The sequence below is a fragment of the Flavihumibacter petaseus NBRC 106054 genome (genome assembly GCF_000974785.1).
In the GTDB taxonomy this organism is placed as follows: Bacteria; Bacteroidota; Bacteroidia; order Chitinophagales; family Chitinophagaceae; genus Flavihumibacter; species Flavihumibacter petaseus.
In genome coordinates, this window is the sequence record NZ_BBWV01000002.1 from 479530 (window position 1) to 506144 (window position 26615).

The following is a 26615-nucleotide window of genomic DNA, read 5'->3' on the forward strand; positions in this document are numbered from 1 at the left end:
ATATGAGACTGATATACACTATCGTAGGTTTAATGCTTTTTAACATGGGATTGGCGCAACAAAAGCCGGGAACGGCAGGGGAAAAATACGTGCTGGTGATTCACGGCGGTGCCGGCACGATCCTGAAGAGCCAGATGAGCCCCGAAAAAGAGAAGGCTTACAGGGAAGGTTTAACACAGGCACTGGAAAAAGGGTATGCCATCCTGAAGTCCGGCGGATCGGCCCTGGACGCCGTTACCGCTGCGGTGACGGTACTGGAGGATAACCCCCTTTTCAACGCAGGCAAGGGGGCTGTATTTACCCATGAAGGGAAAAATGAAATGGATGCGGCTATCATGGATGGCAGCAAACAGGCGGCCGGCTCGGTGGCCGGGGTTACGGTCATCCGGAACCCGATCCTTGCGGCACGGGCTGTGATGGAAAAAAGCAATCACGTCATGATGACGGGCAAGGGCGCTGAAGCATTTGCCGCCAGCCAGGGAATCGCCATCGTAGATCCATCGTATTTTTACACGGAAGAACGCTGGAAATCCCTTCAGCGCGTAAAGACTGAAGACTCCCTGAAGACCGAACTTGACCATGGGAATAAACCCGGCAATAAAGGCACAGCCTTTCAATTTGAAAATAAAGACTCAAAATTCGGGACCGTGGGCGCCGTTGCACTCGACAAATCCGGCAACCTTGCTGCAGCCACCAGTACCGGCGGTATGACCAATAAACGTTACGGACGGGTAGGGGACGCGCCGATCATCGGGGCGGGTACCTATGCGAACAATGCCACCTGCGCCGTCAGCTGTACCGGTTGGGGGGAATATTTTATCCGCCTCGTGGTAGCGAAATCCATCAGCGACCAGATGGAATATGGCCACAGGTCACTTGACGAAGCCACCCGCGACCTGATCATGACCAAAGTTCCCGCCCTCGGCGGTGACGGCGGACTCATCGCGGTTGACCGGGAGGGTAATTATGCGATGCCGTTCAACACCGAAGGCATGTATCGCGGTGTGGTTAAAGCTGACGGAAAGATCGAAGTGTATATCTATAAACATTAGGAAAAGCATATTGCAGCCTCGGTGCTGGCGCGCCTTTCACGCTAAGGTATTTCACGCAATGGCGCGCTGGCGCGCCACGCAAAGGGGCAAAGGCGCCAAGTGATAAGCTGTGCAAGGGTAAATTAATTGTTCGTGTAAAAAGTATTGTGCGGTCGTTTCGGGTTTTTAGACTAGGTATTGAACAAATGCAAAATTGCGGTGATGTACATCCCTCGCCGCCCTGGTTCTTCCCGTTTAGTAATACCCTCAATCCCCTTTGCAGAAACAAAAACCATTCTTTGCGGCTTTGCCCATTTGCGGGGCGCGCCTGCGCCCTTGCGTGAAAATGAAGTAGCGTGAACTACCGGCATTTTATAAAATAGCGGGAAAACGATCAGCGTACCAACGCCTTCCGGAGCACGACCAATTCTTCGAGCAATCCTTCGAGCAAGTCAAGCTGCAGCATATTGGCGCCATCGCTCAACGCCTCTGCGGGCTTCGGGTGGGTTTCGATGAATAGTCCGTCTGCCCCCGCAGCCAGTGCTGCTTTGGCAATTGTGCCGATCAGCTGCGGGTTGCCGCCAGTTACACCGGTTGTCTGGTTTGGCTGCTGAAGGCTGTGGGTGACGTCCATTACAACGGGAACGCCGTGGGCCTTCATCCAGGGAATATTGCGGAAATCAACGACCAGGTCCTGGTACCCGAAAGTCGTGCCACGTTCTGTCAGGATGATTTTGTCATTTCCGGCTTTTCGGATCTTGTCCACTGCAAATTTCATTGCGGGACCGCTTACAAACTGGCCTTTTTTGACATTTACGATCTTGCCGGTATGCGCCGCTGCCTGCAACAGGTCGGTCTGCCGGCACATGAATGCGGGGATCTGCAGCACATCCGCATAACCGGCAGCAGGAGCTGCTTCATCGTGCGCATGTATATCGGTAGTAGTGGGTAAGCTAAATTTTTCACCGGTTTTCTTCAGCAGCTCCAGGCCTATGTCGTCACCGAGCCCTGTGAAGGAAGAGGCGCTGGTCCGGTTTGCCTTGCGGTAGGAGGATTTAAATATATAGGGAATGCCCAGTCGTTTGCAGATGCCGCTTACCTTTTCAGCAACCTGCAGCAGAAGGGCTTCGTTTTCAATAACGCAGGGACCCGCGATCAGGAAAAATTGCTTGTCGTCGTAAGTTTGTCCCTTGAACAGATCTTTTAAAAATGGTTCCATTGCATGAAGGTATGAAAACGATTGCGCCCGGCTCACCAAAAAAGCGCGGGGATTTGTACGTTTGCACACCTAATCTGTATACATGATCAAAGAGAAAATTCTCGTAATCGGCGCCTGCGGCCAGATCGGCGTTGAACTGACACTTGCCCTCCGAAAGATTTATGGCAATCAGCAGGTAATTGCTTCCGATCTGCGGGAAGAAAACGATTTGCTGAAGGGTACGGGACCTTATGTGTCTATCGATGCGCTGAACAAGGAAATGCTGCATGTACTCATCATCCGGCAGAACATCACACAGGTTTACCTGCTTGCTGCCATTCTCAGTGCGACGGGAGAAAAGAACCCCAACCTTGCCTGGCACCTGAATATGCAGAGCCTCCTCAATGTGCTTGACATTGCACGTGAAGAGAAATTGCATAAGGTCTACTGGCCTTCCTCCATCGCCGTTTTCGGTCCTACATCACCAAAAAAGAATTGCCCCCAGTACACCATCATTGAACCCACCACGGTCTATGGCATTTCCAAGTATGCCGGTGAGTTCTGGTGCAATTATTATTTTCAGCGGTTCGGTGTGGATGTACGCAGCCTCCGATATCCGGGACTCATCAGTTATAAATCAGCACCCGGTGGCGGCACAACCGACTATGCCGTGGAGATCTATCACGAAGCATTGGAGGAAAAGACGTATAAATCCTTCCTGAAAGAAGATACCTATCTGCCTATGATGTATATGCCCGATGCTATCCGGGCAACCATTGAGCTGATGGAAGCACCTGCAGACAAAATCACGGTACGTACTTCCTATAATCTTTCCGGAATGAGTTTTTCTCCGAAAGAAATAGGTGCTTCCATACGCAGGGAAATCCCCGATTTCTCCCTTACCTATGAACCGGACTACCGTCAGGCGATTGCGGACAGCTGGCCGCAAAGTATTGATGACAGTGTTGCCCGTCGTGACTGGGGCTGGAAAGAGGAATTTGATCTTGATGGCATGACAAAGGATATGCTGGAGAATTTGAAGGGGCAGTACAGCAATGAGTAAACTGCAGATTTCAGCGATAATCCTTATATTGCCGACTAATTTGGTAGACTATGAAGCGGTTTTTGATCCTGTTGCTGGCAGCATTGCCGGGTTATTTCACTTTTGCGCGTTCTGGTGACGGCTCTCCAGTACCGCTGAAAACGGGTAACTGGAAAGGTGTATTGCAGCGTGCTGACGGTGGCCAGATCGTTTTCATTTTTGACGTCCGGTATGAAAAAGGAAAACCGTTATTGCGCATCCATAATGCGGGAGAGCGGTTGGAAGTGAAACAGGTGAGCCAGTCCGCCGACTCTGTGTTTATCGAAATGCCGTTTTTTGAATCTTCTTTCCGGTTACAGCAGCAACCGGATGGTTCGCTTGCCGGTAACTGGATCAAAGGTACCAGCAGCAAAACCATCGTGATGCCCTTCACTGCCACCCCCGGCAACATCCCGCGTTTCACGGCGGCGGCAGCTCCCCAGGCCAATCTGACTGGCAAGTGGGAACTCACATTTTCAAAAAACGGCGATACAACTCCTGCTGTTGCTCAGCTGCAACAGAAAGGCGCGTTGCTTACCGGAAGTATCCTGACTCCCACCGGCGATTACCGCTACCTGGAAGGGATCGTTGCGGGTGACAGCCTTTACCTCAGCACCTTTGACGGTAGCCACGCCTATGTATTTACAGCTGCAGTCGGTGAGGGGCAAACGCTCAGGGGTGGCCGTTTTATATCAGGCCCTGTTTACCAGGAAGATTTTACAGGCAGGAAAAATGAGCAGGCTATGTTGCCTATGGAAGAAGTGGCCATGCGGCTGAAAGGGGATGAGGACCGGCTCAATTTCAGGTTTCCCGATATCAATGGCAAGCCGGTGGGCATCAATGACAAACGATTCGCCGGAAAAGTGGTGATCGTGCAGATCATGGGCAGCTGGTGCCCGAACTGCATGGATGAAACAGCCTTCCTGAGTGAATATTACCGCAGGAACCGCGGGCGCGGGGTGGAAATGGTTGCCCTTGCCTATGAGTATAGCACCGATACGGCCCGATCGAACAAGACGCTTCGCAAATTCCGCGATCGCTTCAATGTAACGTACCCGATACTGCTGACCGGCGTTACAACGGGTGATACCTTGCGGACACAGAAAACATTGCCGCAGCTGACAGAGATCAAATCTTTTCCCAGTACTGTCTTTATCGGCCGCGACGGCCGGGTGAAAAAAGTGCACGGCGGCTTTTTTGGTCCCGCTACCGGAGAAGCTTATACGCAGTATAAGGCGGAGTTTGAAGAAACGGTGAATAGTTTGCTGGTGGAGTAAGGGAAGAGTTGTTTAGTAGTTTGGGAGTTTAGTTGTTTAGTGGTTGCTTTGTTGCTGGAGGAGTTACAATTGTCCTGACGACAACTTCAAACTCATTGTTCCGCCGAAATATTTCATCATTTCCGGTCCCCCAACTTGTAAACAAATAAACAGCTAAACTCTTAAACTGCAGCTCCAGGCTCTTCCTTCATTACATCAAAGCCAGATCTGCCACAGTCTTTGTATCCAGTACTGTCAACGTTGCGTCACGTACTTCACGCATGAGATGATTCAGGCCGCAGCTCTTTTCATCGCAATCAGCGCAACGTTTGTAGAAATTAAGGCTGGCGCAGGGTACCAGGGCGATCGGGCCGTCTAGCAGCCGGATGACTGTGGAGACTTTGATCTTTTGCGGCGGCTGCGCAAGAAAATAGCCACCGCCTTTTCCTTTTTTGCTTTCCAGGAGCCCGGCCTTGCGGAGGTCCAGCAGAATGCTTTCCAGGAATTTGATGGGAATGCTTTTTTCTTCGGCAATTTCAGCAATCAATACTGGTCCCTTTTTGTCCTGCTGGGCCAGGTAACTTAATGCCTTCAGCCCATACTGGGTTTTCTTCGAGATCATAGCCTAATTTACAATCCTAATACGTCTTTCATCGTATAAATGCCTTTTTTTCCGGCCAAAAATTCCGCCGCAAGCACCGCGCCGGTGGCAAATCCGGTCCGGCTGTGCGCAGTATGGATGATTTCGATATCGTCAATAGCAGAGGAATACAACACTTTGTGGGTTCCTGGTGCCGGATCAATCCTTTCACTGATAATTGCCAGTTCCTCCGCCTTGTCGCTCGCATGATTCACCCATTGCTTCTTGGCGGGGTATCGTTGGAGGATCTGTTCCGCGAGGCTAACCGCCGTACCGCTTGGGGCATCCTTTTTCTGCGTATGGTGGATTTCTTCCATCCGGATCGCATATTCGGGATGCGGCGCCATCAGTTCTGCGAGGCGTTTGTTAACCTCAAAGAAGATATTCACCCCTACGGAAAAATTACTGGCATACAGGAAACTGCCCTGCTCCTGCAGGCAGTATTCTTCGATTGCTTCGTATTTGTCCAGCCAGCCGGTGGATCCGCAAACCACGGGTACATGGAAACTGAGCAACCGTTTCAGGTTGTCAAATGTGCTATGGGGGGAAGTAAATTCAATGGCAACATCGACCCTGGCCAGGTTTTCTGCCGTGAATGCATCCATATTTCCCAGGTCAATCGTCAGCACGATCTGATGTCCGCGGGACAAGGCAATCTGTTCGATCGCTTTTCCCATTTTTCCATATCCAATAAGCGCAATATTCATAGGGCGTAAAGTTAATCAGAAAAGAAAGACAGACAAGCCGCGTCCCGGCAACCTGCATTTCTTTCCCGAGTGCGCAACTTCACACGGGAATTTAACAACGTTGCATAGTACTGGAGAGGTTCGCATAAATACATCTTTGCGGCTCTGCACCTTTGCGTACTCTGCGTGGAATAAAAAAAGCGCGCAGCGCCAGCCAATTAAGCGGGAAAAATCGTTGCGTGCTTTTCCTTACCGAACAGACAGTGGTGCTGATCGCTTCGCTTTATGAATATCAAAGGCGAGGCTTAGTCCCGCAGTGCCCGGCGAGAACCCTGCCGTCGCCATGGCCGATCCGGTGCTGCTTACGCCGGGGAAGGTGGGCTTGATCCTCATACTGATATTGGGACTGACATCAAAATCCTTCAGGTGGGCATCAACGGTAGCATCCACTACATTGAGTCCCCAGAAAAGCATAAAGATCAGTACCGAGTAGTCGATATTCCTGCGAAACTCCCGGCGGTAGTTGTCGAGTGAGGTCGTTTCGTCCGGAACGAAAGGTTTCAGGTAATCGGCAACATCGTCATACTCATCGGTAAGCTTATTGACGCTCACTTTGTACGCATAGTTCACCTCGTTGTAGGTCTTCACGTTGTTGATAAATACAGCGCCTGTAATGCCCAGCGCAGCATACACAATCGGGATCTTCCAGTATTTTTTGTTGTATGCCTGTCCCCAGCCCGGAATGATTGCGGAACGTATGGCTGCCTTCCTGGGACTGTGTTTGGTAGTGGTATCGTCAATATTAAGCGGTGAGACGTCCATTTTCTGTGCAGTGACACTGTCCAGGCTTCCCCGCACCTGGGCAATAGCGGGCCGCGTGGCCAGCAGCCCCGGAATTCCCAGTAACAAAAGACACCAAATGCGGATGCTTTTCATGTATTTAGTTCACCTGCACACCCATCGATTCAAGGAGCTTATTCAGTTCCTGGATCGAATAATATTCCAGTGTGATACTGCCATGTCCTTTTTTGTTATGGTTCAGTTTTACACGGGTGCTGAAATGCGTTGCTAAATTATCTTCTATTTTCTTGTAGGCAGGGGGAAGTGCCTGATTTGCAGCAGATTTAACAGTGTTACCACCTTCCTTGTACATTTTGCGGACAAGCTCTTCGGTTTGTCTCACCGACAAACCTTTCTCTTTGATCTCCTTGAAGATGAAGAGTTGCTTGTCTACCACATCAACGTTGATCAGCGCCCGGGCATGTCCCATACTGATCACATTGTTCCTTACCGCTACCTGGATATCGGGTGGCAGCTTTAGCAGGCGAATATAATTGGCAACGGTACTTCTTTCCTTGCCCATCCTTTCGGCGACCTGCTCTTGCGTATAAGTGAGTTCATCCATCATGCGCTTGTAGCTGAGGCTCACTTCGATTGCATTCAGGTCTTCACGCTGCAGGTTTTCCAGCAGGGCCAGTTCAAGGAGTTGCTGGTCGTTTGCCTGGCGCACATAGGCCGGCATGTCTTTCAGGCCGGCGATCTTGGCAGCACGGAAACGGCGTTCACCGGAAATCAGGCGGTATTTTCCTGACGGCAGTTTGGAAACCGTTACGGGCTGGATGATATCATGGATCCTGATGGAAGCCGCAAGTTCATTCAGGGCCTGCTCATCGAAATCGTGGCGGGGCTGTTTGGGATTGGTTTCAATCTCCGTCAGTGCAATCCTGTTCATGCTGGTAGCCGCTTCCACCACCTGCGGCTTCAGCTGGCCGGAGGTGTTCTTAAGGTCGGCATCTATATTCTGGAGTAAGGAACGTATCCCTTTTCCAAGGGCATCATTTTTTTTATTGGGAGTAGACATGTGACAATAATAATTTTAGGATTCATCTTCTTCGGGCACTTCAATAATCCGGTCTTCCTGGCTGATCTTCGTCATATTGTTCTTTTGCAGGATCTCTTTCGCCAGGTTGAGGTAGTTCACAGAACCCTTGCTAAAGGCGTCATACAGGATAACAGGTTTTCCGACAGACGGCGCTTCGCTGATCCTGGTGTTGCGGTGAACAATGGTATCGAATACCAGTTCATCGAAGTGGCGGCGCACTTCACTGACCACCTGGTTGCAGAGACGAAGACGGCCATCGTACATGGTCATCAGAATGCCTTCAATTTCCAGTTCCTGGTTGAGGCGGTTCTGAACGATTTTGATCGTATTCAGGAGTTTACCGAGGCCTTCCAGGGCGAAGAATTCCGTTTGTACAGGAACGATCACCGAATTGGCGGCTGTTAATGCGTTGACGGTAATCAGGCCAAGGGAAGGGGAGCAGTCGATCACTACAAAATCATAATCATCCAGCACCGGTTGCAGAATTCCTTTGAGCACCTGTTCCCGGTTGGGGTAGTTGATCATTTCGATCTCGGCACCGACAAGGTCGATGTGAGAAGGAACAACATCGAGATGGGGCACTTCCGTTTTCAGGATCACGTCCCGGATCGGGGTCTGATTGACCATGCAATCATAAAGGCTCTGGGTAATGTTATGCAGGTCAAAACCCACGCCGGTGGTGCTGTTCGCCTGGGGATCAGCATCCACCAGCAGCGTGCGGAATTCGAGTACCGCGAAACTCGCTGCCAGGTTAATAGCCGTGGTGGTTTTGCCCACGCCGCCTTTCTGATTTGCTACGCCGATAATTCTAGCCATAATAGGGTCCTTATAAAGCAATACTGCCGCCAATGGCGGGCAGGTGCAATTTTCTGCCGGCAGCGGAAAATACCTGCTGCGCAGCCTGGTGATCGATCTTGATATATCCGAAAGTATCGTAATGCACACCGACTACCTGCTGGCATTGAACCATTTCGGCAGCGGCTAACGCATCGTGAACGTCCATCGTAAAATTGTCGCCAATCGGCAATACCGCAAAATTAAGTTTTGCCCAGCGGGGGATCAGCTGCATGTCAAGGGTAAGCGAAGTATCGCCGCTATAATAGAAATTGCCGGCGTCAGAAAACAGGATAAAACCCATGGGGTTGCCGCCATAGCTGCCATCGGGCAATCCGCTGGAATGCTGCGCCACCACACATTTTACCCGGAAATCACCAAAGTCCCAACTGCCGCCGGTATTCATCGGATGGGTATTCTCCACGCCATTTTTATTCAGCCATTCATGGATCTCAAAACTGGCGATCACTTTCGCGCCCGTCCTTTTGGCAACAGCAATGGCATCCGCCACATGGTCACCATGCCCGTGCGACAACAGGATATAATCCGCCGGAATGGTATTCACGTCCACCACATCCTTTGCCAGCTCATTATAAGTGACAAACGGATCGAAGAGTACGTGTTTCCCGTTGAGCCTCACGGAAAAACAGGAGTGACCATAATAGGTGAATTGCATGGCTGATTACCTTTAGGGGTAAGGATGGCAAAAATAATATTTCAGGCCAACAAAAAAGGAACAACATGTACACCATCATTTCCGGGACCAACAGACCAGGGAGTAATACGATTAAAATAGCCGCCCAATATCAGGAATTACTGAAAGCCAAAGGAATAGATGCAAAGATGATTTCACTGGAGAATCTTGAAGTCGGCACCCGCAACGACGCGATCCGTGCCCTGGAAGAAACCATTCTGATCCCATCAGAAAAATTCATATTTGTTTCTCCTGAATATAACGGGAGCATTCCCGGGGTACTGAAATCTTTATTTGACAGCAGCGATATTCAGCGCGTATGGTGGGGGAAAAAAGCGTTGCTGACTGGGGTATCCACCGGCAGGGCAGGGAATCTGCGTGGTATGGAACACCTTACCGGTATCCTCCATTATATGAAAGTAGTGGTGCATCCGAACAAACTGCCTATCTCGGTGGTAAATGTGCTGTTGAACCTGGATGGCACAATCAAAGACCCTGCTACCCTCAGGGCCATTGACCAGCAGCTGAATGAGTTCATCGCATTTTAAATTTTACGCATGCGAAACACCGGATTTCTCTGGATCATCATCGCGATCCTCATCGTTCTGGATATTTATGTTTACCAGGCCCTTAAAGTAGTCAGCCAATCCGCCGGTTCAAGGCTCCGGCTGATCCTGACCACCGCGTACTGGACTATTTCCGTTGCCACTATTGTGCTGCTGGCCGGGTTGCCCTACCTGCAAAGCGAACAATGGCCCAAAGCCCTGCGCACCTACAGCTTCGCCATTATCGTAGGATTATTCTTTTCCAAACTTATTGCCAGCACCTTCTTCCTGGTGGACGATGTACGCCGCGGCATGACCTGGATGGTCGGCAAGCTGTTCAGTAATCCTTCTGTACCGGTATCCCAGGGCGCAGATGGCATCACCCGATCTGCTTTTCTCAGCTGGCTGGGACTGGCGGCCGGGGGTACGCTTTTCAGCTCACTCGTGTATGGCTTTTCCAACAAATACAATTACCACGTTAAAAAGGTAAAGCTGAAATATGCCAACCTGCCACAGGGGTTCAAAGGACTAAAGATCCTGCACATCAGCGATATCCATTCCGGCTCATTCACTGATCACGAGGCCGTGTTAAAAGGGGTGCATACCATCCTGAAGCAACAGGCCGATATCGTACTGTTCACAGGCGACCTGGTTAACGACCGCGCCGTCGAAATGGATACTTACAAATCCGTTTTCTCCCAGGTAAAAGCGCCGATGGGCGTCTATTCCACCCTGGGCAACCATGACTATGGCGACTATTACCGCTGGGAATCACCGGAAGCCAAGGTGGCGAACCTCGAATCACTGAAAGCAGTGCATGGCGAGATCGGCTGGCGCCTGCTGATGAATGAGCATGTTGTACTGGAAAGAGGCGGAGACAAGATCGCGCTGCTCGGCATTGAGAACTGGAGTGCCAAGGGAAACTTTCCAAAATACGGGAAGATGGATCAGGCTTATCCCGGAACGGCTGACTATCCATTTAAGATCCTGATGAGCCATGATCCCAGTCATTGGGAGGGTGAAGTGAAACAGGTGTATCCCGATATCGACCTGATGCTCAGCGGCCATACCCACGGCATGCAGTTCGGGGTGGAACTGCCCGGGTTCAAGTGGAGCCCGGTACAATATATGTATAAACAGTGGGCGGGACTATATGAAGACGGCAAGCAGAAACTCTATGTGAACCGCGGGTTTGGTTTCATTGGCTACCCGGGCAGGGTGGGCATACTCCCGGAGATCACGGTGATCGAATTGGTTTGACTTTAACAGGCAGGCTTAACCGTAACCAGGGGCCATCCGCTATCTTAGCAGTTACAACTATCCCATATGAAAGTCAAATTGCTTCTGGCGGCAGCATTGTTTTGTGCAGCGACCGCTACCCAGGCCCAGGGCCTCCATTTCGGAATTAAAGGCGGCGCCAACATCACCAAGGTTGATGGCAAGGCCATGAGTGATGAATTTAATTTCGGTTACCACCTCGGCGGTTTTGCGGAGATCGGTTTCGGAAAAAAGATCTTCATCCAGCCGGAATTGTTATGGTCACAATATACCGGTCAGACCGGCAGTGATTTTTCTGATATTGTAGATGGCGCATTGCCCGGTTCCAACAACCAGGATATTAAATTGAATTATCTCCAGATTCCTATTACGCTCAATTATCGGCTGCTCGACTGGCTCAGCCTGCAGGCCGGTCCGCAGTTCAGTGTGTTGCTGGACAATGAGAAAAGCCTGCTGGAAAACAGCAAGGACGCTTTCAGTGCGGGTGATTTCTCCATAGTGGGCGGTGCACAGATCAACTTTGGTGCATTCCGGGTTACCGGACGTTATTTCACCAGTCTGAATGACATCAGTTCTTCGGAGATCGAGAATGCCTGGAAGAACAAAGGCTTCCAGATCGGCGTTGGTTTCAAGATCCTGTAAGGGCAAGTTTCGCTACATTAGCGGAAATTTTTTGCTATGGAGCTCAAAGAGCAGATTCTGCAGGCCTGGTCTGACAGGGAATTATTGAAAGATGGGAACTATGCAGACGCCGTACGGTCTGTGATGGAAGAACTGGATAAGGGTCGCCTCCGCGTGGCTTCTCCAGGTGAGAACGGGTGGGTAGTGAATGAATGGGTGAAGCAGGCCATTCTCATGTATTTCGGTATTCAACAGATGAAGACCTGGGAAGTAGGTCCTTTTGAGTTTTACGATAAGATGTCGCTCAAGAGCAATTATGCCAGTCTCGGTGTACGGGCAGTTCCTCATGCGGTAGCGCGTTATGGTGCATTTATTGCGCGGGGTGTGGTCCTGATGCCCAGTTATGTAAATATCGGTGCTTATGTGGATGAAGGCACTATGGTGGATACCTGGGCTACGGTAGGCAGTTGCGCACAGATCGGCAAAGGCGTGCACCTGAGTGGTGGCGTGGGCATTGGCGGCGTACTGGAGCCGCTGCAGGCCAGTCCGGTGATCATTGAAGATGGTGCATTTATCGGAAGCCGTTGTATTGTGGTGGAAGGCGTGGTAGTGGAGAAGGAAGCCGTGTTGGGCGCAAACGTGGTGTTGACGAAAAGTACCAAGATTATCGATGTGAGCGGTGCGGGTCCCGTTGAACATAAAGGCCGCGTTCCGGCACGCAGTGTGGTGATCCCGGGCTCTTATACAAAGAAATTCCCCGCAGGCGAATACCAGGTGGGCTGTGCGCTGATCATCGGTCAGCGGAAAGCCAGCACCGATCTCAAGACCAGCCTGAACGATGCGTTGCGTGATTTCAACGTAAGCGTATAATGCGCTGGACCGGAGTATTGCTCGTTTTTTTCGGCGCAGTAATGTTTTCCACGAAGGCCATCTTGGTCAAACTGGCTTTCCGTGAAGTACAGATGGATGCGGTAACGCTCCTTGCATTGCGGATGCTTTTTTCGATGCCCTTTTTTCTGGGAGCAGCCTTCTGGTCAAAACAACAGGGAGAAAACAAATTGACCACACGGCAATGGACAGCTGTAGCGGTACTGGGACTGCTCGGGTATTACCTGAGCAGTCTCTTCGATTTTGTAGGATTGCAATACATCTCCGCTGGCCTCGAGCGGCTGATTCTATTTCTTTATCCCAGTTTCGTTGCGCTGATCAATTTTATCTGGTTGAAGCAGGTGCTGAGTAAACGGCAGCGCTGGGCCCTGCTGCTTACCTATACCGGCCTTGCCATCGCTTATCTAGGCGAATTCCAGGTGGATCAGCAGAATCCGAATTTCCTGTTGGGCAGCTTCCTCATCTTTCTATGTTCCATTACCTATGCCTTCTATATTGCCGGCAGTGGAAAAATGATTCCCCAGGTGGGTGTTACCCGCTTCACCGCCTACGCCATGCTGGCCAGTACATTTGGTGTGTGGGTGCATTTCCTCCTGACGCATTCCGTCAATGCCCTGCAGTTTAGTCCTGCTGTGTGGCGCTATGGTATCCTGCTGGCCGTATTCGCCACGGTGATCCCGGCTTTCATGATAGCGGCAGGGATGAAAAGAATCGGATCTAACAACGCCGCGATTGTTTCCAGTATTGGCCCGGTAAGTACGATTGTGCAGGCATATTTCTTCCTTGGCGAAAAGATGCATGCGGGACAATTTATCGGCACAGTGCTGGTGGTGGCCGGCGTGATCCTGATAGGGTGGAAGGGGGGAGTAAGGTTGACTAAAGGCGAAATTCGACAAGATTCAAGACTATGAAAAAACTTTTAGAGGAAAATTCAATTGGTGGATGGTCGTCCTGCGGGTTGTAGCATTGACCTTATTTGGCGGTTTGTTTTTGCTAATGTCTTATTTAACCATCCTGGCTTTCGGACACCAATCCGCATTCGGCATATTTCTGTTGCAATTGTTCATGGGTGGCTGTTTATGCGGATTTTCATTAATTATATGTTGCCAGGTTTTTGCTGGACTCCTTCGGCAGCGGTATTCCGTGACCATAAATACTGATCATCTGGAAATCACCAATATTTTTTCTGCTAAAACGGATGTCGTTGAGATGGCAGCAGTAAGGGGTTTCAGTACTTCTGATATTATTACCAGGTATCGCACAATACATATGGTAATTCTATATTTTCAGGATGGGAGTGTAAAAGAATTCCCTGGAACTACCTTGAGGAATTTCAAACAATTGAAACCCGCGCTTAGAACTATTAATGTGCCCTACCTGGGTCATGAACGATATAGTGTCAGTTTACTGGGCCAGCGATATTATTCATTTTTATGGCAGGAATAGCAAACACAGATTTTGCCGGGAACAATAATTTCCTATATTTGCACCCCGTTACGCCAGTAACAGGATGCCCAGGTGGCGAAATTGGTAGACGCACCGTCTTCAGGTGGCGGCGCCGCGAGGTGTGCTGGTTCGAATCCAGTCCTGGGCACAAAGGCCCCGACGATTGTCGGGGTTTTTTTATTGGGCGGCGTTGAAAGCTCGCTTTCAAAAGTAGACCAATAAAAAAACTGAGCGGCGCGATAGTGACGCTGGACCTTTGGGTACGCCCCTCGCAGGAGTACCTGGATCAAGGACACATTAATCCAGTCCTGGGCACAAAGGCCCCGACGATTGTCTGGGTTTTTTATTGGTGCGCATTGAATCTTTACTTTCTTAAGCAAACCAATAAAAAATGGATTAATTCAATTTCTTAGAAACCTGAGGAGGTGAAATTGCCAGTCAACGTTTTGGGAGTTGTTTGGGAAGCTGTTTTGATGGTTCGGCTAATGGCAATTCTTGTTGTGAAAATATCATACATATCCACAGCAGGGGTGGTGACCAGGGAGAACTTATTGCCTGTAACCCCGTAATTTAACCGGAAATTTTCCTCATGAAAGCATTGTTCAGATTTTTCCTTTTCTGCGGACTCATCGCTGTTGCAGCATATTTTACCAAACCTTCGGAGACCACTATCCGAAAAGCAATACGTGAGCATTATATGGAGCACGCCGACGCTGGTCCAAGGGGATCCGTAACCGAGTCTATTGCGGGAGGACTGGCAAAGCTGGCTGCCGAAAAGTCGATTATAGTAGCGGATCAGGTGGTATACCGGACGGCAATATCCAGAGTTACCGGAGACGTTACAGCCATTGCTGCTTTTGGGCGGGTGTTTTTCCTGTGAGCCTGGTATTCCGGTAACTGAAACAGTTCCCTGTTTTGGCAGGTTATTTTGTGGTATTGAGCACCTCACAGCGTTTGTCAGAGAATAGACGCCAGTTTAGCCCCACAGAGACTAACATTTTCTCCTCGTTGTTTGTCTTCCATATCGATAAACACAACGTGCTACCAGTTAGATTTTAAGATACACATCGTCGCAGCAAGACGACAGATCACACAGTATTTCATAATGCTGAATTCTCATTTCCGTAACAAGTAGGTAATATGCCCTTCAGAACTTGCGGGCAAATAACCACTTACTATGAAACTGTTATTCATCAGCCTGTGTGCGTTTGTTAGTGTATCCGTAAATGCGCAATCAGAAAAACAGTCCCAGTTAAATCAGCAATGCAGAAAGAACGACCCTGGTTTCGATGTTATCGTGAAACCGGAGCAGGGCGGATCCTTTGTCTTACAGTTGGATAACCCGGAAATGAAAAAAATCAGTATCCAGATCAGTCATGCGGAATTAGGGACGGCGGTAGATACTGTGGTGCAGTCTGCTACTTATTATTGCCGGTACCGGTTTGACCTTGCGGAAGACGGTAATTATACCATCAGGGTAGGCAACGGAAAACAAGTTGTTTCCAGGAAGCTGCAAATCGAAACCAGGGCATTTGTAACAAGGCAAATTGAAATCAGGTAGTATTGGTGTCAGGCAGCATTGATGATGTGTCGGATTCCTGCTTCCGTCAGGCGTACCAGGCTTCGCTGTTCTGCGCCTTCCAGCCGGATAAGACCGGTTTCCTGTAAGGTTTGCAGGTGCTGTGTGATAATGTCCCAGGTCAGCGGGTGCCGGAGCAGGATTTCCGAAGGTGTAACGGCGTACCGCGTTGGCTGCGCTTCGTTACATACGGTGTTGTATAAGACCTGCAGGGTTATCGTGGCGCCATTCATGAACCTAAAATATGGTGTGGCGCCGAAAAGTGAAAATCGAGTTATGCACAATGCGATCAACTGTAAATGTTGCAACCAGGGTATTGTAGATGGTTAAAGCGCTTCACCAGGCACGTAGATGCAAAGTGAAGCGCTTTCTGATTTATTCCTGGGTGCCTATGAAGTGCATCGCTGCTTCATAATTTGTCCAGTCGATATTAAGTTTGGCCGCCCGGGCAGCCACGCCGCCTGGAATGATCACATACCTGTACTGCAAAAGCGTGGACAAGTTGACACTATTGCTATTATCATGTGTGAAACGGGAAACAAGGATTTTGCCAGTCATAGGGATAAATGCGATGGTATTTGGCTTATCTCCGGCATATGAAGTATAGGGCAATACCATCACACCGCCACCATATGTAAAGTATACCTGGATCAGTGAATTGCTCAGGTTCTCCGATGTTATCGATGGAGCATTGACATACCCACCTTCACGGATGAATGGTCGATGATGCTGTCATTGAATTTCGACGCATAGTTCCATCCGGAATAGATCACGTTTGCTGTTCCCGGATCTCCTTTCGGACCTTTCAGGCTGACCGGCGCATTCCATCCATTGGTATCTTTCGGACCATAAAGGTTATAGGTGTCTTTGTCCAGAAAATAATCCCCGGGGGTACCAATATTGGCAGCAGGAATTCCTGTACCTGCTATAATAGAATTCCCGTTTGCACCTGCCGCGCCAGTAGCGCCAGCGGCTCCCGCAGCTACCGTAGCTCCCGTAGCACCAGTGGCTCCTGTAGCACCAGTTGCTCCCGTAGCTCCGGCCAGCAACAGGGGTGTTCCCCATCCGGAAACCGTTTTAGGGCCATACAGTTTGGATGAACTCAGGTCGAGATAGAAGTCTCCATTGACGCCTGACGTTACTTCGGGGGCGCCGTTGCCGCTCACGATTTGTGTGCCGTCCGGCCCCTGGATGCCGGCTGCGCCCTGTGCGCCTGCCGGACCTGCCGGTCCTGTTTCTCCGGTATCTCCTTTTTTACAGGAAAACAACAGGGAAGTAACGATATGGAAAAATGGTATCGGGAATTCGACGGTCAGCCGCAAGAACGGCCGATTGGGGAATTTATTGACCACCCGGTAAGGCACACGGTACAACTACCGCTAATTCTTTATCGGCTACTATAATATCCGGAAGCATGGATTATTTGGCAGGTAATGGTTTTTGTTTAACTTTGCTGTTTGACAATAATGTCAAACATTGCCCATGGCTATCAAAGACAGCAATACGGAAAAACAGATCGTGGAGGCAGCCCGCCATATCTTTTTCAAGGAAGGACGGTTCAAAGCCACCACCCAGGAAATCGCTGATGCCGCAGGTGTCACCCGTACCCTGTTGAATTATTATTTCCGGTCACGGGACGTGCTGTTTGAGAAAATCCTGCAGGACGCCAGGGAAAACATGGACGCGAAACTCAAAACCGTCATGGAAGGAAGCAGCAGCTTCCGGGAAAAAATTGAATACTTCATTGATGTTTTTATTGAGCAATCCCTCAACCTGCCCTATATCGACGCCTATATGATCTCCCGGATGAATGACGGGATCCTTAACCCGGATGAAGTGGTGGACAAGCTGGCGACCAGGGATATGCATACCAAAGTGAAGCGCTTCCTGAAAGAAATAGAAACGGAGATAGAGAAAGGGACCATCCCCCATATGACCCCATTGGATTTCATGGTCAACCTCAGCTCCCTGCTGGCTTATCCCGGGGTAGCCCAGCCAATGTTCAAAAAAATATTCCAGATGAGTGATAAACAATACCGGCAATTCCTGGCGCAACGGAAAGCCGCCATTTTAAAAGCCTTGTTCAAATAGGCGATTTTTTTTGCCTGTGAATTGACATAAATGTCAAACAATATATTCAAACAATAATGTTAGAATTAAAAGTTAAAATTGAAAAGGAAGCCTGCAGTTTATTCAGCCGGTTCGGTATAAAAAGCATTACCATGGCGGAGCTCGCAGGTAAAATGGGGATCAGCAAAAAGACCATCTATTCCTGTTTTCAGAACAAACAGGAACTGGTGGACGCTGTCTATACACCGCAGCTGAAAGAGGCAAAGGCAGCCTGCCTGGCCAGCATCGCCACAGCAGAAGATGCCATCGAAGAATGCCTCCTCTGCTGGATCAGTCTCCGCCCCGTGATCACCTTCTTCCGGCAGAAAGCATTCTCCGATATCCAGCGGGAATTTTATCCGCTGTCTGCCCGCTATCAGCAATTCAGGAATGTCTTCCTCCGCCAGATGATCGAAAAGAATATTGAACGCGGACATTCAGAAGGCTTATACCGTCCATCCATCCATCCTGCCATCATCGCAAGCCTGCAAACCATACTCATCGAAGCGATGAGCGGGGAAATCCCTTTGTCCGGCAAATGGTCTGAGGACACCGTCGATGAACAGATTCTCCTGCACTACCTCAATGGCCTAGTTACTGCACGGGGTGCAGCACTTCTTGAACAGTATGAACAACAGTATTTAATAACTCCACAGGCATAAAACAACTTTTTCTCTTTAATCGAATGAAAATGAAACAACCGCTTTTCTTTATTTGCCTGCTCTTACTGGTTATCCCGGTATTTGCACAGGATAAACCACTCACCCTGCCGGATGCATTGAAATATGCCCTGTCCGCCAGCCAGACTGCCCACAAAGCCAAACTGGATGTGGAGAATGTAGAACACCAGATCGCCGAAGTGAAAGCCGGCGCCCTACCCACTATCTCTGGATCTGGTTCGCTGACCTATAATCCCTTGCTGCAGCTAACCCCCATACCGGGTGAATTGACCGGCCAACCCGGCACCACCACCCTGGTGGCATTCGGGCAGAAATGGAACTCCGGTGCCAATGTCAATCTTTCACAAAACCTGTACAACAAAGGGGTAATTACGGGTCTGCGTGCAGCAAACTCCAGCCGGGAATTTTATCGCATCAATGCACAGCTGACTGATGAACAACTCATCGAACAGGTATCCGGCATTTATTACCAGGTATTGGTGGAAAAACACAAACTGAATGTGCTGGATACTACTATTGAAAATACCGCCAGGATCAGTAAAGTAATCAAAGGCCTCTATGAAAGCGGCCTCGCCAAAGAGATTGATGTGGACAGAACAACCGTCAATCTCTCCAACCTATATGCCCAGCGCCAGCAGATCCTAAATTCCATCACGCTGCAGGAAAACCAGCTGAAGTTTGCCATGGGTATGGAAATTCAAACCCCACTTACGTTCCCGCCCATTGAGTTTAAGAAAATTCTCACCCAGGGCGATACCAGCCGGCCGGATGTCAATTCCCTTACGCAAATGCAGTTACTGCGCAAACAGGGAGAACTGCTGGAATTCAAAAAACAATCCATCAAGGCAGAATATTATCCCAGCCTCAGCCTCTCCGGTAATTACGGCGTACAGGGACTGGGCAATAGTTTTCCAATGGGCAAAGGTCCCTCCGTAAACTGGTTTGACTATGCGTCGATCGGATTGAACCTGAAGATTCCCATCTTCAACGGATTCTCCACACGGTCAAAAGTGAGACAGGCCAATATCGAAATCCTGAAAATGAAGGAAGATATCGATCAGGCAAGTCTGTCGCTGAACCTGGCCTATGAAAATGCTGCCACCCAGCTGAAGAACAGCCTCGTGGTATTGCGCAGCCAGCTGGATAACGCCACCCTGGCGCAGAAGGTGTACCGCAATACCCAGAGCAATTACAACCTGGGCCTCGCTCCGCTGACCGATCTGCTCGATGCAGAAAACGCACTAACGGATGCCAACAACAACTATTCCTCCGCCTTACTGGCTTACCGGATTGCTGAAATTCAATTACTGAAAACACAGGGTAAACTGAAATCCCTCCTCAACGAATAAACACCGATCAAAATAACAGTTATGAAGAAAAAGAAAGTTTTTAATGTTCTGATCACCGTAGTGATGCTTACCGGGCTGGTGGTGATCGTCGGACAGGTGCTGTCGAAGAACAAAAAAGAAAATGCAGCGAAGACGGCCATTGTTGCCCAGGCGGATGGTAGGGTAACTGTGCGTACCACTACCGTTCAGAAAGATTCACTCGCTCAGAATATCATGGCCAACGGAAATTTTATCCCTGCACAGCAAATGAATTTTGCAGCAGAAAACTCGGGCCGTGTAACCAGCGTACTGGTGGATGAAGGCAGCCGGGTTTCAGTTGGCCAGGTGCTGGCCATCATCAAGGCCGATCAACTGAACGTGGATGTGGAAAGTGCCAATGCGGCCTATGTTAATGCGAAAAGCGATCTCGGTCGCTATGAAAGCGCTCAGCAAACAGGTGGCGTCACTGCACAGCAGGTTGATCAGGCCAAACTGGCCCTGGTGAATGCAGAAGCCCGTCTACAGCAAGCTAAACTGAAAGTAGGGGATACCTATGTACGGTCATCCATCAATGGCATTGTAAACAAGCGGCTGATTGAACCCGGTGCAGTAGTTTCTCCAGGTACCCAGCTGTTCGAACTGGTGAATATCTCTTCCCTGAAACTGGCCGTAACCGTAAATGAACAACAGGTAGCCCAGGTAAAAGAAGGCGATGCCGTCAGGATCCGGGTGAGCGTGTTCCCCGACCAGGTGTTTACCGGGAAGATCAGTTTCATTGCTCCCAAATCAGATGCCAGCCTGAGTTTCCCCATGGAGATCGCATTGACAGCCAACCCCGGCAACAAAGTGCGCGCTGGTATGTATGGCACAGCTGAGTTTGATTTTGGTGCCGGGGCACCTGTCCTGTTGCTGCCCCGTTCCGCCTTTGTCGGCAGTGTGAGCAATAACCAGGTTTTTGTCAGCGCCGGTGATTCTGTTGCCAGGTTGAGAACGGTAACAGCCGGTCGCATTGCCGGAGAGCAGGTAGAAATTTTAAACGGATTGACAGCGGGAGAGAAAGTGATTACCAGCGGACAGGTGAACCTTAATGATGGCACCGCGATCACAGTGGTTCAATAAGCCCAAAAAGACTATCATGAAAATTGCAGAAATATCCATTAAGCGGCCGACCCTGGTAATCGTACTGTTTACAGTACTGATCCTCGGCGGACTGCTCAGTTATACCATGCTCAACTATGAGCTGTTACCGAAATTTTCGCCATCCGTAGTGTCGGTCACCACGGTATACCCGGGCGCTTCTCCCAGTGAAGTGGAAAACACCGTCTCCAGGAAAATCGAAGATGCCGTGTCCTCCATGGAAAACATCAAAAAATTAGAAACAAAATCCTTCGAAAGCCTCTCCATCGTGACGATCACCCTGAACAGTGGTACCGATGTTGACCTGGCTTTGAATGACGCGCAACGGAAAGTAAACGCCATCCTGGGCGATCTGCCGGATGACGTGGATCCGCCATCACTCAATAAGTTTTCGCTCGACGACCTGCCGATCATGACCCTGGCAGCAACCGGCAAAACCAGTGAAGCGGCCTTTTATGACCTGATGGACAAAAGGATCTCGCCGGTGTTGTCAAGGGTAGGTGGTGTCGCCCAGGTGAATCTCATCGGCGGACAGGAAAGAGAGATCCAGGTGAATATCAACGCAAAAAGCCTGGAAGGATTTGGGTTATCACTGGCACAGGTGCAGCAAGCCATCCTGACTTCCAACCTCGACTTTCCTACCGGTAGTGTTCAAACGCGGCAGAAAGATATCCTGATCCGCCTCGCGGGCAAATACCGCAATGTGGAAGAGTTGCGCAACCTCGTGGTGTTCAATAAAGATGGGGTACAGGTGAGACTCCGCGATATCGCAGATGTGCAGGATGTTCAGAAAGATGTTGAGAAGCTTGCCCGCGTAAACAGCCAGAGTGCGATCGCGTTGCAGATCATTAAACAATCTGATGCCAATGCCGTATCGGTAAGTAAGGAGGTAACCGCAATTGTAAAAAAACTGGAAAAGGATTATGCCAGCACCGGCCTGAAAATAGACATCGCGAGCGACAGTTCCGTGTACACGCTGCAGTCGGCCGATGCCGTGATTCACGACCTTATCCTGGCGATCGTACTCGTGGCCTTTGTGATGTTGTTCTTCCTGCACAGCATCCGAAATGCGCTGATCGTGATGGTGGCCATACCTGCCTCCCTGATCGCCACCTTTATTTTTATGAAGCTGCTGGGGTATTCCCTCAACCTGATGTCGCTGCTTGCCCTGTCGCTGGTGGTCGGGATCCTGGTGGATGATGCCATTGTGGTACTGGAGAATATTTACCGGCACATGGAGATGGGCAAGAACCGCGTGAGGGCTGCTTTTGATGCAACCAAAGAAATCGGCTTTACCGTGACATCCATTACACTTGTAATTGTAGTGGTATTTGTGCCGATTGCCATGAGCACCGGCCTCGCCGCCGATATCCTGAAGCAGTTCTGCGTAACGGTATCCATTGCCACTTTGTTATCATTACTGAGCTCCTTTACCATTGTGCCCTGGCTCTCCTCGCGCTTCGGCAAACTGGAAAAAATCACCGGCAAAAACTTTTTTGGAAAAATAATTGTCGGATTTGAAAGGCTGCTCTACAATTTCACCAACTGGGTAACCGGCCTGTTGAAATGGTGCCTGGGTCATAAAAAGACGACCCTGCTGGTGATGCTGGCCTTGTTCTTTGGTTCTTTCTTCCTGGTAGGTGCCGGTTATATCGGTGCGGAGTTCTTTGCCAAATCTGACCGGGGCGAATTCCTGGTACAGATAGAAATGCCCAAAGATGCTTCGGTGGAACAAACCAATGCCATGGCCCGCAAAGCGGAAGAGTTTTTAAAACACAAACCGGAAGTGACCAGGCTGATCACTACCGTCGGACAAAGCAGCGACGGGGGCATGGGGGCTACACAGTCCACCGCCTATAAAGCGGAGATCAACGTGCAGATGGTGCCTCGGGTTGAACGGGAAGATGAATCCAGTATCTATGCCGTCAAAGTAAAACGTGAATTGCAGGAGCAACTGGTGGGCGCCAAAGTGAAGACAGTTCCCGTGAGTATTCTCGGAACAGCTGAACAGGCACCGCTTGCGCTGGTGGTCACCGGTCCCGAACTCGACAGCGTGTTGAAATTTGCGAATGGCGCCATGAGCGAATTGCGCAAGGTGCCGGGCGCTTCGGAAATGAAGCTCTCGGTTGAAGCAGGTAACCCTGAAATCAATGTGCAGGTAGATCGCGACAAGATGGCGGCGCTGGGCCTCTCGCTCGGCGTGGTGGGCAGTACCATGCAAACCGCTTTCAGCGGCAACACCGATGGGAAATTCCGCCAGGGTGAATATGAGTACGATATCAATATCCGCTACCAGAATTTCAACCGGGAAAGTATGGACGATGTGCGCAACCTGGTTTTCATTAACGACAAGGGGCAACAGATCCGCCTGTCGCAGTTTGCTGCGATAAATGAAAGCAGCGGTCCCAGTCAGCTGGAGCGGAGGGATAAAAGCACGTCTGTAACTGTGCAATCGCAGGTAGTGGGCCGGCCATCAGGAACAGTCGCAGCCGAATGGCAGGCGAAATTCGACCAGCTGCCCCGTCCGCTTGGTGTGAGTTATGTGTGGGGTGGGGATATGGAAAACCAGAGCGAAGGATTTGGCTCACTGGGCATTGCCCTGCTTGCGGCCATTGTACTCGTATACCTCATCATGGTGGCATTGTACGACAGCTTTGTATATCCCTTCGTGGTATTGTTCTCGATCCCGCTGGCCATCATCGGTGCCTTCCTGGCACTGGCGCTGACCAACAATTCACTCAACCTGTTTACCATTTTGGGTTTGATCATGCTGATCGGCCTCGTGGCGAAAAATGCCATCATCCTGGTCGACTTTACCAACCAGCGAAAAGCAGAAGGCGCCAACACTTACCAGGCACTGATTGATGCCAACCATGCCCGTCTGCGACCCATCCTGATGACCACCATTGCCATGGTGATCGGTATGCTGCCGATTGCGCTGGCAAAGGGTGCGGGAGCCGAATGGAAAAATGGCCTGGCCTGGGTGATCATCGGGGGATTGATCAGTTCATTATTCCTGACCCTGGTGGTGGTGCCGGTGATGTATGCCATCTTCGATAAGCTGATCAACAAATTCAGTAAGAAGAAAAACAACACCACCATTGCCGAACAAATGGTGGAAGACTATACGCCGCTGGAACATGCCGATAGTCACGGATTCGATCCATCGCATATCTGATGAAGTAAAACGGCCGGTTCACAAAGGACCGGCCGTTATTATTTTTCAGCACTTTTCCAGCACTTTTCCCGCACCTGGCCAGCACTTTTGCTGCACCTTTCCTGCACTGCGCCGGCTCATTCACAGCACATTCACAGCACTTTCCCGGCACATTCCTGGGATATCATGCTCCATCTTTTCTCAAAATGCCCTTGTCAACGCTTTCGTTGATCAGCTGCGCTGCATATTTCCAGATGGCAGCTGATCCATCATTAATTGCCTTTTTCTTTTCGTACACTTTGTGGTAAGGGACATTAAATTCTGCCCAGGTGCCGCCATCATTGGAGGTGTTCTGCAGTAAAGGTTCAAACCTGTCCATAGACCTTGCAAATTTTGCTTCATCCGTCTGACCGTCTTCAAATTCTTTCCAGACGGATATCAGTTCTTCGGCCTGCGCATCAGGCAGCAGACCAAAGATCCGTTGTGCAGCAACCATTTCTTCGTCAGTATTGGTATGGTTTTTTGCTGCGTCATACAGAAAAGTATCCCCCGCATCAATCTCCACGATGTCGTGAATCAGGACCATTTTCAGTACCTTAAGCACATCAACCGGCTTATTGGAATGTTCTGCCAGTACAATCGCCATCATGGCCAGGTGCCAGCTGTGTTCAGCATCATTTTCCGGGCGATCGCTGTTAAACAATTTTGTTTTTCGCTGAATGTATTTGAGTTTGTCAATCTCTTTAATAAAAGCAACCTGTTTTAATAAGTCTTCCGGATGCATGGTTCCAAATTTTTAACGGCGTGGTATCGCCGGCAAATTTCGGAATAATCTTTACGCGACGGCTACTTCCTGGCTAACGCCGGGGGAGTCGGCTGGACGGAAACATTTTTTACTGGCTTAATGGTTTTCAGGTAGGCAAATATGGCCTTTAATTCATCGTCACTCATGTGTTTAACCGGCATCATAGACATGGGTGGCATCAATGGTCGTCCACCAGCCATTCCTTTACTGATACTATTCCTCAAGGCATAAAGGAATTGTTCTTCCGTCCAATTGCCCAGGCCGGAAGGGTCAGGTGTCAGGTTTGCCGAATAGGTAATGCCCCACGGACCGATCCAGGCGGTAAAATCTGAGGTTACTACAAGACCCTTGCTTTCCATGGCCTTCCTGTCAACTTCTGGTGCAGGTAAAGTTTCAGGATGTCCGGATAACATTAATGTACTGTCATCCGCGGGCCCCGCAGGTGTCATTTTCTTGGGGGTATGGCAATCATTGCAGCCACCGATAGTAACGAGGTGTTCGCCCCATTTCACCTGGGTGTCAAATCCTCCGAAATTTGGTTTTTCAGCTTCAGTAGTGGCGACAGTGGTTGCCGGCACATCAGCTTTGTTGTTTGAACACCGGGACAGGCAAGCGATAGTAAGTACCAGGCCGGTAATGAGTAGAAGGGACTTTCTCATAAACGTGCGGTTTTATGGTAATGAACAATTGTGTAACCAAACCTGATAGGGTATCACACAAATAACCTAATCACCATTCACGATTAACCTGTTCTCGGAGAGCGGATCGGGATGTAAGAAAGGCCGGAAATGTATTTCCATGTAAAAGCTAAGAAATTCCTTCCAATAAATTATCGGTTAGCCGGGAACTTGTTTCAGTCTGCTATTCCTGCCTCGGGTTCCAGTCTCCATGCAGGAATGCTGTTGTTTGCCGGATAAAGTCCGGCGTGTTTGATTTGCCGAGATGTGGCATGTGCCAGCCATTGGGTACTACCCACAGATGTGCACTGGAAATATGCCGGAACATTTCCCAGGCCTGCGAAACCGGGACAAAATCATTGTCCCCATGAACGACAAGTGTGTGGGCACTGATTTTCTTAAGGTCTTCATCTCGTATATCGGGGTCGCCCTTTAACTCATGAAAGTGATAAAACTGCCTGGCCAGTATCATGCCTTTTTCTTTACCGTGTTGCGCTTCCATTTCATTGAACTTCATGTAGTCCTCCGGCTTTGCGTTTTGACTGATAAAACTCCTGACCTCTGGACCGAAAAATGTCTGCGCGCTGACCGGTATGATGTTTACAAATCGACCGGGTTCTATCGTTGCGGCATACAACAACAGTATTCCGCCGGAACTGTGGCCGATAGCGCTGACTTTTCCCAGTTTTAATTTCTCCATGAGCAACAGGAGGTCTTTTGCGGCAACTTTATGCAGGAACGCCACGCCTGTGTCCGGATTGGACGATCGTCCATGTCCCCGCATATCCCAGGCGATCACCCGGTAGGTCCTGGCGTATTCGGAAATGAACGGCCTCCAGTCTTCCAGTGTACGGCCAAATCCGTGCAAAAGGATCAACGGTTCACCCTGGCCATATTCCTCGTAATAAATATTTGCTCCGTTTACCTCCATGAAATGGCCATTGGGATTTGCCTTGACCTGGGCGAGTAGGGTAGAGGCCGGAAACGATACTGAAAGCACAAACAGCAGGACCCAAAGTGATTTTATTGGTCCTGCTGATGTTGTTATTTTTATTTGTTCCAT

Annotated in this window: 28 protein-coding genes and 1 tRNA gene; 16 read left to right on the forward strand and 13 right to left on the reverse strand. The window is 49.8% G+C overall.

Going from position 1 to position 26615, the window contains the following annotated elements; genetic code table 11:
* Positions 1 to 2: 2 nt before the first annotated feature.
* Positions 3 to 1052 (forward strand): isoaspartyl peptidase/L-asparaginase family protein, encoded by a 1050-nt coding sequence (locus FPE01S_RS11880; RefSeq protein ID WP_083990245.1) that lies wholly within the window; start codon positions 3 to 5, stop codon positions 1050 to 1052.
* A gap of 373 nt (positions 1053 to 1425) precedes the next feature.
* On the opposite strand, the gene kdsA is transcribed toward FPE01S_RS11880, so the two are convergent.
* Positions 1426 to 2250: a 3-deoxy-8-phosphooctulonate synthase gene (gene kdsA, locus FPE01S_RS11890; RefSeq protein ID WP_046369208.1), complete on the reverse strand. Its 825-nt coding sequence runs from the start codon at positions 2248 to 2250 to the stop codon at positions 1426 to 1428.
* 82 nt (positions 2251 to 2332) lie between these two features.
* Between kdsA and FPE01S_RS11895 the strand changes: the two genes are divergently transcribed.
* Both FPE01S_RS11895 and FPE01S_RS11900 read left to right on the forward strand, forming a co-directional pair.
* Complete coding sequence (locus tag FPE01S_RS11895; protein ID WP_046369209.1) at positions 2333 to 3292, forward strand: NAD-dependent epimerase/dehydratase family protein; 960 nt, start codon at positions 2333 to 2335, stop codon at positions 3290 to 3292.
* Between the two features lie 50 nt (positions 3293 to 3342).
* Positions 3343 to 4587 (forward strand): peroxiredoxin family protein, encoded by a 1245-nt coding sequence (locus tag FPE01S_RS11900; RefSeq protein WP_046369210.1) that lies wholly within the window; start codon positions 3343 to 3345, stop codon positions 4585 to 4587.
* 190 nt (positions 4588 to 4777) lie between these two features.
* On the opposite strand, the gene FPE01S_RS11905 is transcribed toward FPE01S_RS11900, so the two are convergent.
* The 6 genes from FPE01S_RS11905 to FPE01S_RS11930 form a co-directional block, all read right to left on the reverse strand.
* Entirely contained in the window at positions 4778 to 5188 is a 411-nt protein-coding gene (locus tag FPE01S_RS11905; protein ID WP_046369211.1) for an RrF2 family transcriptional regulator, read from the reverse strand.
* An 8-nt stretch (positions 5189 to 5196) separates the two neighbouring features.
* Positions 5197 to 5913 carry a 4-hydroxy-tetrahydrodipicolinate reductase gene (dapB, locus tag FPE01S_RS11910; RefSeq protein WP_046369212.1) on the reverse strand — a complete coding sequence of 239 codons (717 nt, stop codon included), beginning with the start codon at positions 5911 to 5913 and terminating at the stop codon, positions 5197 to 5199.
* A 228-nt stretch (positions 5914 to 6141) separates the two neighbouring features.
* Positions 6142 to 6828 carry a DUF5683 domain-containing protein gene (locus FPE01S_RS11915; protein WP_052955727.1) on the reverse strand — a complete coding sequence of 229 codons (687 nt, stop codon included), beginning with the start codon at positions 6826 to 6828 and terminating at the stop codon, positions 6142 to 6144.
* A gap of 4 nt (positions 6829 to 6832) precedes the next feature.
* Positions 6833 to 7753, reverse strand: a complete 921-nt coding sequence (locus FPE01S_RS11920; RefSeq protein WP_046369213.1) for a ParB/RepB/Spo0J family partition protein — start codon at positions 7751 to 7753, stop codon at positions 6833 to 6835.
* A gap of 15 nt (positions 7754 to 7768) precedes the next feature.
* The gene (locus tag FPE01S_RS11925) at positions 7769 to 8590 is read right to left on the reverse strand and encodes a ParA family protein (RefSeq protein WP_046369845.1); all 822 of its coding nucleotides are present in this window, start codon (positions 8588 to 8590) and stop codon (positions 7769 to 7771) included.
* Positions 8591 to 8600: 10 nt separating this feature from the next.
* Entirely contained in the window at positions 8601 to 9284 is a 684-nt protein-coding gene (locus FPE01S_RS11930) for a metal-dependent hydrolase (protein ID WP_046369214.1), read from the reverse strand.
* A 65-nt stretch (positions 9285 to 9349) separates the two neighbouring features.
* On the opposite strand from FPE01S_RS11930, the gene FPE01S_RS11935 reads away from it, so the two are divergent.
* The 8 genes from FPE01S_RS11935 (at position 9350) to FPE01S_RS11975 (ending at position 15641) form a co-directional block, all read left to right on the forward strand.
* A complete protein-coding gene (locus FPE01S_RS11935; RefSeq protein WP_046369215.1) occupies positions 9350 to 9850 on the forward strand; it encodes an NADPH-dependent FMN reductase in 501 nt (166 codons plus the stop codon).
* Between the two features lie 9 nt (positions 9851 to 9859).
* Complete coding sequence (locus FPE01S_RS11940) at positions 9860 to 11107, forward strand: metallophosphoesterase (RefSeq protein ID WP_046369216.1); 1248 nt, start codon at positions 9860 to 9862, stop codon at positions 11105 to 11107.
* A gap of 66 nt (positions 11108 to 11173) precedes the next feature.
* Positions 11174 to 11767, forward strand: a complete 594-nt coding sequence (locus FPE01S_RS11945) for a porin family protein (RefSeq protein ID WP_046369217.1) — start codon at positions 11174 to 11176, stop codon at positions 11765 to 11767.
* Positions 11768 to 11803: 36 nt separating this feature from the next.
* Positions 11804 to 12616: a 2,3,4,5-tetrahydropyridine-2,6-dicarboxylate N-succinyltransferase gene (locus FPE01S_RS11950; RefSeq protein WP_046369218.1), complete on the forward strand. Its 813-nt coding sequence runs from the start codon at positions 11804 to 11806 to the stop codon at positions 12614 to 12616.
* Positions 12616 to 13545 (forward strand): DMT family transporter, encoded by a 930-nt coding sequence (locus FPE01S_RS11955; RefSeq protein WP_046369219.1) that lies wholly within the window; start codon positions 12616 to 12618, stop codon positions 13543 to 13545. The genes FPE01S_RS11950 and FPE01S_RS11955 overlap by 1 nt, the downstream gene beginning before the upstream one ends.
* A 601-nt stretch (positions 13546 to 14146) precedes the next feature.
* Positions 14147 to 14228: transfer RNA gene (locus tag FPE01S_RS11965), tRNA-Leu, on the forward strand.
* A gap of 441 nt (positions 14229 to 14669) precedes the next feature.
* Positions 14670 to 14960 (forward strand): hypothetical protein, encoded by a 291-nt coding sequence (locus FPE01S_RS11970; RefSeq protein WP_046369221.1) that lies wholly within the window; start codon positions 14670 to 14672, stop codon positions 14958 to 14960.
* A gap of 297 nt (positions 14961 to 15257) precedes the next feature.
* Positions 15258 to 15641, forward strand: a complete 384-nt coding sequence (locus FPE01S_RS11975) for a hypothetical protein (protein WP_046369222.1) — start codon at positions 15258 to 15260, stop codon at positions 15639 to 15641.
* Positions 15642 to 15649: 8 nt separating this feature from the next.
* Here the strand turns inward: FPE01S_RS11975 and FPE01S_RS11980 are convergent, their stop codons facing one another.
* From FPE01S_RS11980 to FPE01S_RS24880, 3 genes are all read right to left on the reverse strand, one after another.
* Positions 15650 to 15892: an ArsR/SmtB family transcription factor gene (locus tag FPE01S_RS11980; RefSeq protein WP_046369223.1), complete on the reverse strand. Its 243-nt coding sequence runs from the start codon at positions 15890 to 15892 to the stop codon at positions 15650 to 15652.
* Positions 15893 to 16034: 142 nt separating this feature from the next.
* On the reverse strand, positions 16035 to 16160 hold the full coding sequence (locus FPE01S_RS26330) for a hypothetical protein (protein ID WP_281176203.1): 126 nt from the start codon (positions 16158 to 16160) through the stop codon (positions 16035 to 16037).
* Between the two features lie 176 nt (positions 16161 to 16336).
* A complete protein-coding gene (locus FPE01S_RS24880; RefSeq protein WP_052955728.1) occupies positions 16337 to 16981 on the reverse strand; it encodes a hypothetical protein in 645 nt (214 codons plus the stop codon).
* A gap of 160 nt (positions 16982 to 17141) precedes the next feature.
* Here FPE01S_RS24880 and FPE01S_RS11995 point away from each other — a divergent pair, with 160 nt between their 5' ends.
* Genes FPE01S_RS11995 through FPE01S_RS12015 form a run of 5 tightly spaced genes read left to right on the forward strand, consistent with a single transcriptional unit; the run spans position 17142 to position 24091 of the window.
* On the forward strand, positions 17142 to 17750 hold the full coding sequence (locus tag FPE01S_RS11995) for a TetR/AcrR family transcriptional regulator (RefSeq protein ID WP_046369225.1): 609 nt from the start codon (positions 17142 to 17144) through the stop codon (positions 17748 to 17750).
* Between the two features lie 56 nt (positions 17751 to 17806).
* A complete protein-coding gene (locus FPE01S_RS12000) occupies positions 17807 to 18430 on the forward strand; it encodes a TetR/AcrR family transcriptional regulator (protein ID WP_046369226.1) in 624 nt (207 codons plus the stop codon).
* 29 nt (positions 18431 to 18459) lie between these two features.
* Positions 18460 to 19797 (forward strand): TolC family protein, encoded by a 1338-nt coding sequence (locus FPE01S_RS12005; RefSeq protein ID WP_052955866.1) that lies wholly within the window; start codon positions 18460 to 18462, stop codon positions 19795 to 19797.
* Between the two features lie 21 nt (positions 19798 to 19818).
* Positions 19819 to 20895 (forward strand): efflux RND transporter periplasmic adaptor subunit, encoded by a 1077-nt coding sequence (locus FPE01S_RS12010; RefSeq protein ID WP_046369228.1) that lies wholly within the window; start codon positions 19819 to 19821, stop codon positions 20893 to 20895.
* Positions 20896 to 20911: 16 nt separating this feature from the next.
* Complete coding sequence (locus tag FPE01S_RS12015; RefSeq protein WP_046369847.1) at positions 20912 to 24091, forward strand: efflux RND transporter permease subunit; 3180 nt, start codon at positions 20912 to 20914, stop codon at positions 24089 to 24091.
* 163 nt (positions 24092 to 24254) lie between these two features.
* Here FPE01S_RS12015 and FPE01S_RS12020 read toward each other — a convergent pair whose 3' ends face one another.
* From FPE01S_RS12020 to FPE01S_RS12030, 3 genes are all read right to left on the reverse strand, one after another.
* The gene (locus FPE01S_RS12020; RefSeq protein WP_046369229.1) at positions 24255 to 24854 is read right to left on the reverse strand and encodes an HD domain-containing protein; all 600 of its coding nucleotides are present in this window, start codon (positions 24852 to 24854) and stop codon (positions 24255 to 24257) included.
* A 62-nt stretch (positions 24855 to 24916) separates the two neighbouring features.
* Entirely contained in the window at positions 24917 to 25534 is a 618-nt protein-coding gene (locus tag FPE01S_RS12025) for a c-type cytochrome (protein WP_046369230.1), read from the reverse strand.
* A 202-nt stretch (positions 25535 to 25736) separates the two neighbouring features.
* Positions 25737 to 26615 (reverse strand): alpha/beta fold hydrolase, encoded by an 879-nt coding sequence (locus tag FPE01S_RS12030; protein WP_169749161.1) that lies wholly within the window; start codon positions 26613 to 26615, stop codon positions 25737 to 25739.

Bases quoted from the DNA above. Each gene is read 5' to 3' on its own strand.
- FPE01S_RS11880 (WP_083990245.1), top strand. From the start codon at position 3: ATGAGACTGATATACACTATCGTAGGTTTAATGCTTTTTAACATGGGA.
- kdsA (WP_046369208.1), bottom strand. From the start codon at position 2,250: ATGGAACCATTTTTAAAAGATCTGTTCAAGGGACAAACTTACGACGAC.
- FPE01S_RS11895 (WP_046369209.1), top strand. From the start codon at position 2,333: ATGATCAAAGAGAAAATTCTCGTAATCGGCGCCTGCGGCCAGATCGGC.
- FPE01S_RS11900 (WP_046369210.1), top strand. From the start codon at position 3,343: ATGAAGCGGTTTTTGATCCTGTTGCTGGCAGCATTGCCGGGTTATTTC.
- FPE01S_RS11905 (WP_046369211.1), bottom strand. From the start codon at position 5,188: ATGATCTCGAAGAAAACCCAGTATGGGCTGAAGGCATTAAGTTACCTG.
- dapB (WP_046369212.1), bottom strand. From the start codon at position 5,913: ATGAATATTGCGCTTATTGGATATGGAAAAATGGGAAAAGCGATCGAA.
- FPE01S_RS11915 (WP_052955727.1), bottom strand. From the start codon at position 6,828: ATGAAAAGCATCCGCATTTGGTGTCTTTTGTTACTGGGAATTCCGGGG.
- FPE01S_RS11920 (WP_046369213.1), bottom strand. From the start codon at position 7,753: ATGTCTACTCCCAATAAAAAAAATGATGCCCTTGGAAAAGGGATACGT.
- FPE01S_RS11925 (WP_046369845.1), bottom strand. From the start codon at position 8,590: ATGGCTAGAATTATCGGCGTAGCAAATCAGAAAGGCGGCGTGGGCAAA.
- FPE01S_RS11930 (WP_046369214.1), bottom strand. From the start codon at position 9,284: ATGCAATTCACCTATTATGGTCACTCCTGTTTTTCCGTGAGGCTCAAC.
- FPE01S_RS11935 (WP_046369215.1), top strand. From the start codon at position 9,350: ATGTACACCATCATTTCCGGGACCAACAGACCAGGGAGTAATACGATT.
- FPE01S_RS11940 (WP_046369216.1), top strand. From the start codon at position 9,860: ATGCGAAACACCGGATTTCTCTGGATCATCATCGCGATCCTCATCGTT.
- FPE01S_RS11945 (WP_046369217.1), top strand. From the start codon at position 11,174: ATGAAAGTCAAATTGCTTCTGGCGGCAGCATTGTTTTGTGCAGCGACC.
- FPE01S_RS11950 (WP_046369218.1), top strand. From the start codon at position 11,804: ATGGAGCTCAAAGAGCAGATTCTGCAGGCCTGGTCTGACAGGGAATTA.
- FPE01S_RS11955 (WP_046369219.1), top strand. From the start codon at position 12,616: ATGCGCTGGACCGGAGTATTGCTCGTTTTTTTCGGCGCAGTAATGTTT.
- FPE01S_RS11970 (WP_046369221.1), top strand. From the start codon at position 14,670: ATGAAAGCATTGTTCAGATTTTTCCTTTTCTGCGGACTCATCGCTGTT.
- FPE01S_RS11975 (WP_046369222.1), top strand. From the start codon at position 15,258: ATGAAACTGTTATTCATCAGCCTGTGTGCGTTTGTTAGTGTATCCGTA.
- FPE01S_RS11980 (WP_046369223.1), bottom strand. From the start codon at position 15,892: ATGAATGGCGCCACGATAACCCTGCAGGTCTTATACAACACCGTATGT.
- FPE01S_RS11995 (WP_046369225.1), top strand. From the start codon at position 17,142: ATGGCTATCAAAGACAGCAATACGGAAAAACAGATCGTGGAGGCAGCC.
- FPE01S_RS12000 (WP_046369226.1), top strand. From the start codon at position 17,807: ATGTTAGAATTAAAAGTTAAAATTGAAAAGGAAGCCTGCAGTTTATTC.
- FPE01S_RS12005 (WP_052955866.1), top strand. From the start codon at position 18,460: ATGAAACAACCGCTTTTCTTTATTTGCCTGCTCTTACTGGTTATCCCG.
- FPE01S_RS12010 (WP_046369228.1), top strand. From the start codon at position 19,819: ATGAAGAAAAAGAAAGTTTTTAATGTTCTGATCACCGTAGTGATGCTT.
- FPE01S_RS12015 (WP_046369847.1), top strand. From the start codon at position 20,912: ATGAAAATTGCAGAAATATCCATTAAGCGGCCGACCCTGGTAATCGTA.
- FPE01S_RS12020 (WP_046369229.1), bottom strand. From the start codon at position 24,854: ATGCATCCGGAAGACTTATTAAAACAGGTTGCTTTTATTAAAGAGATT.
- FPE01S_RS12025 (WP_046369230.1), bottom strand. From the start codon at position 25,534: ATGAGAAAGTCCCTTCTACTCATTACCGGCCTGGTACTTACTATCGCT.
- FPE01S_RS12030 (WP_169749161.1), bottom strand. From the start codon at position 26,615: ATGGAACAAATAAAAATAACAACATCAGCAGGACCAATAAAATCACTT.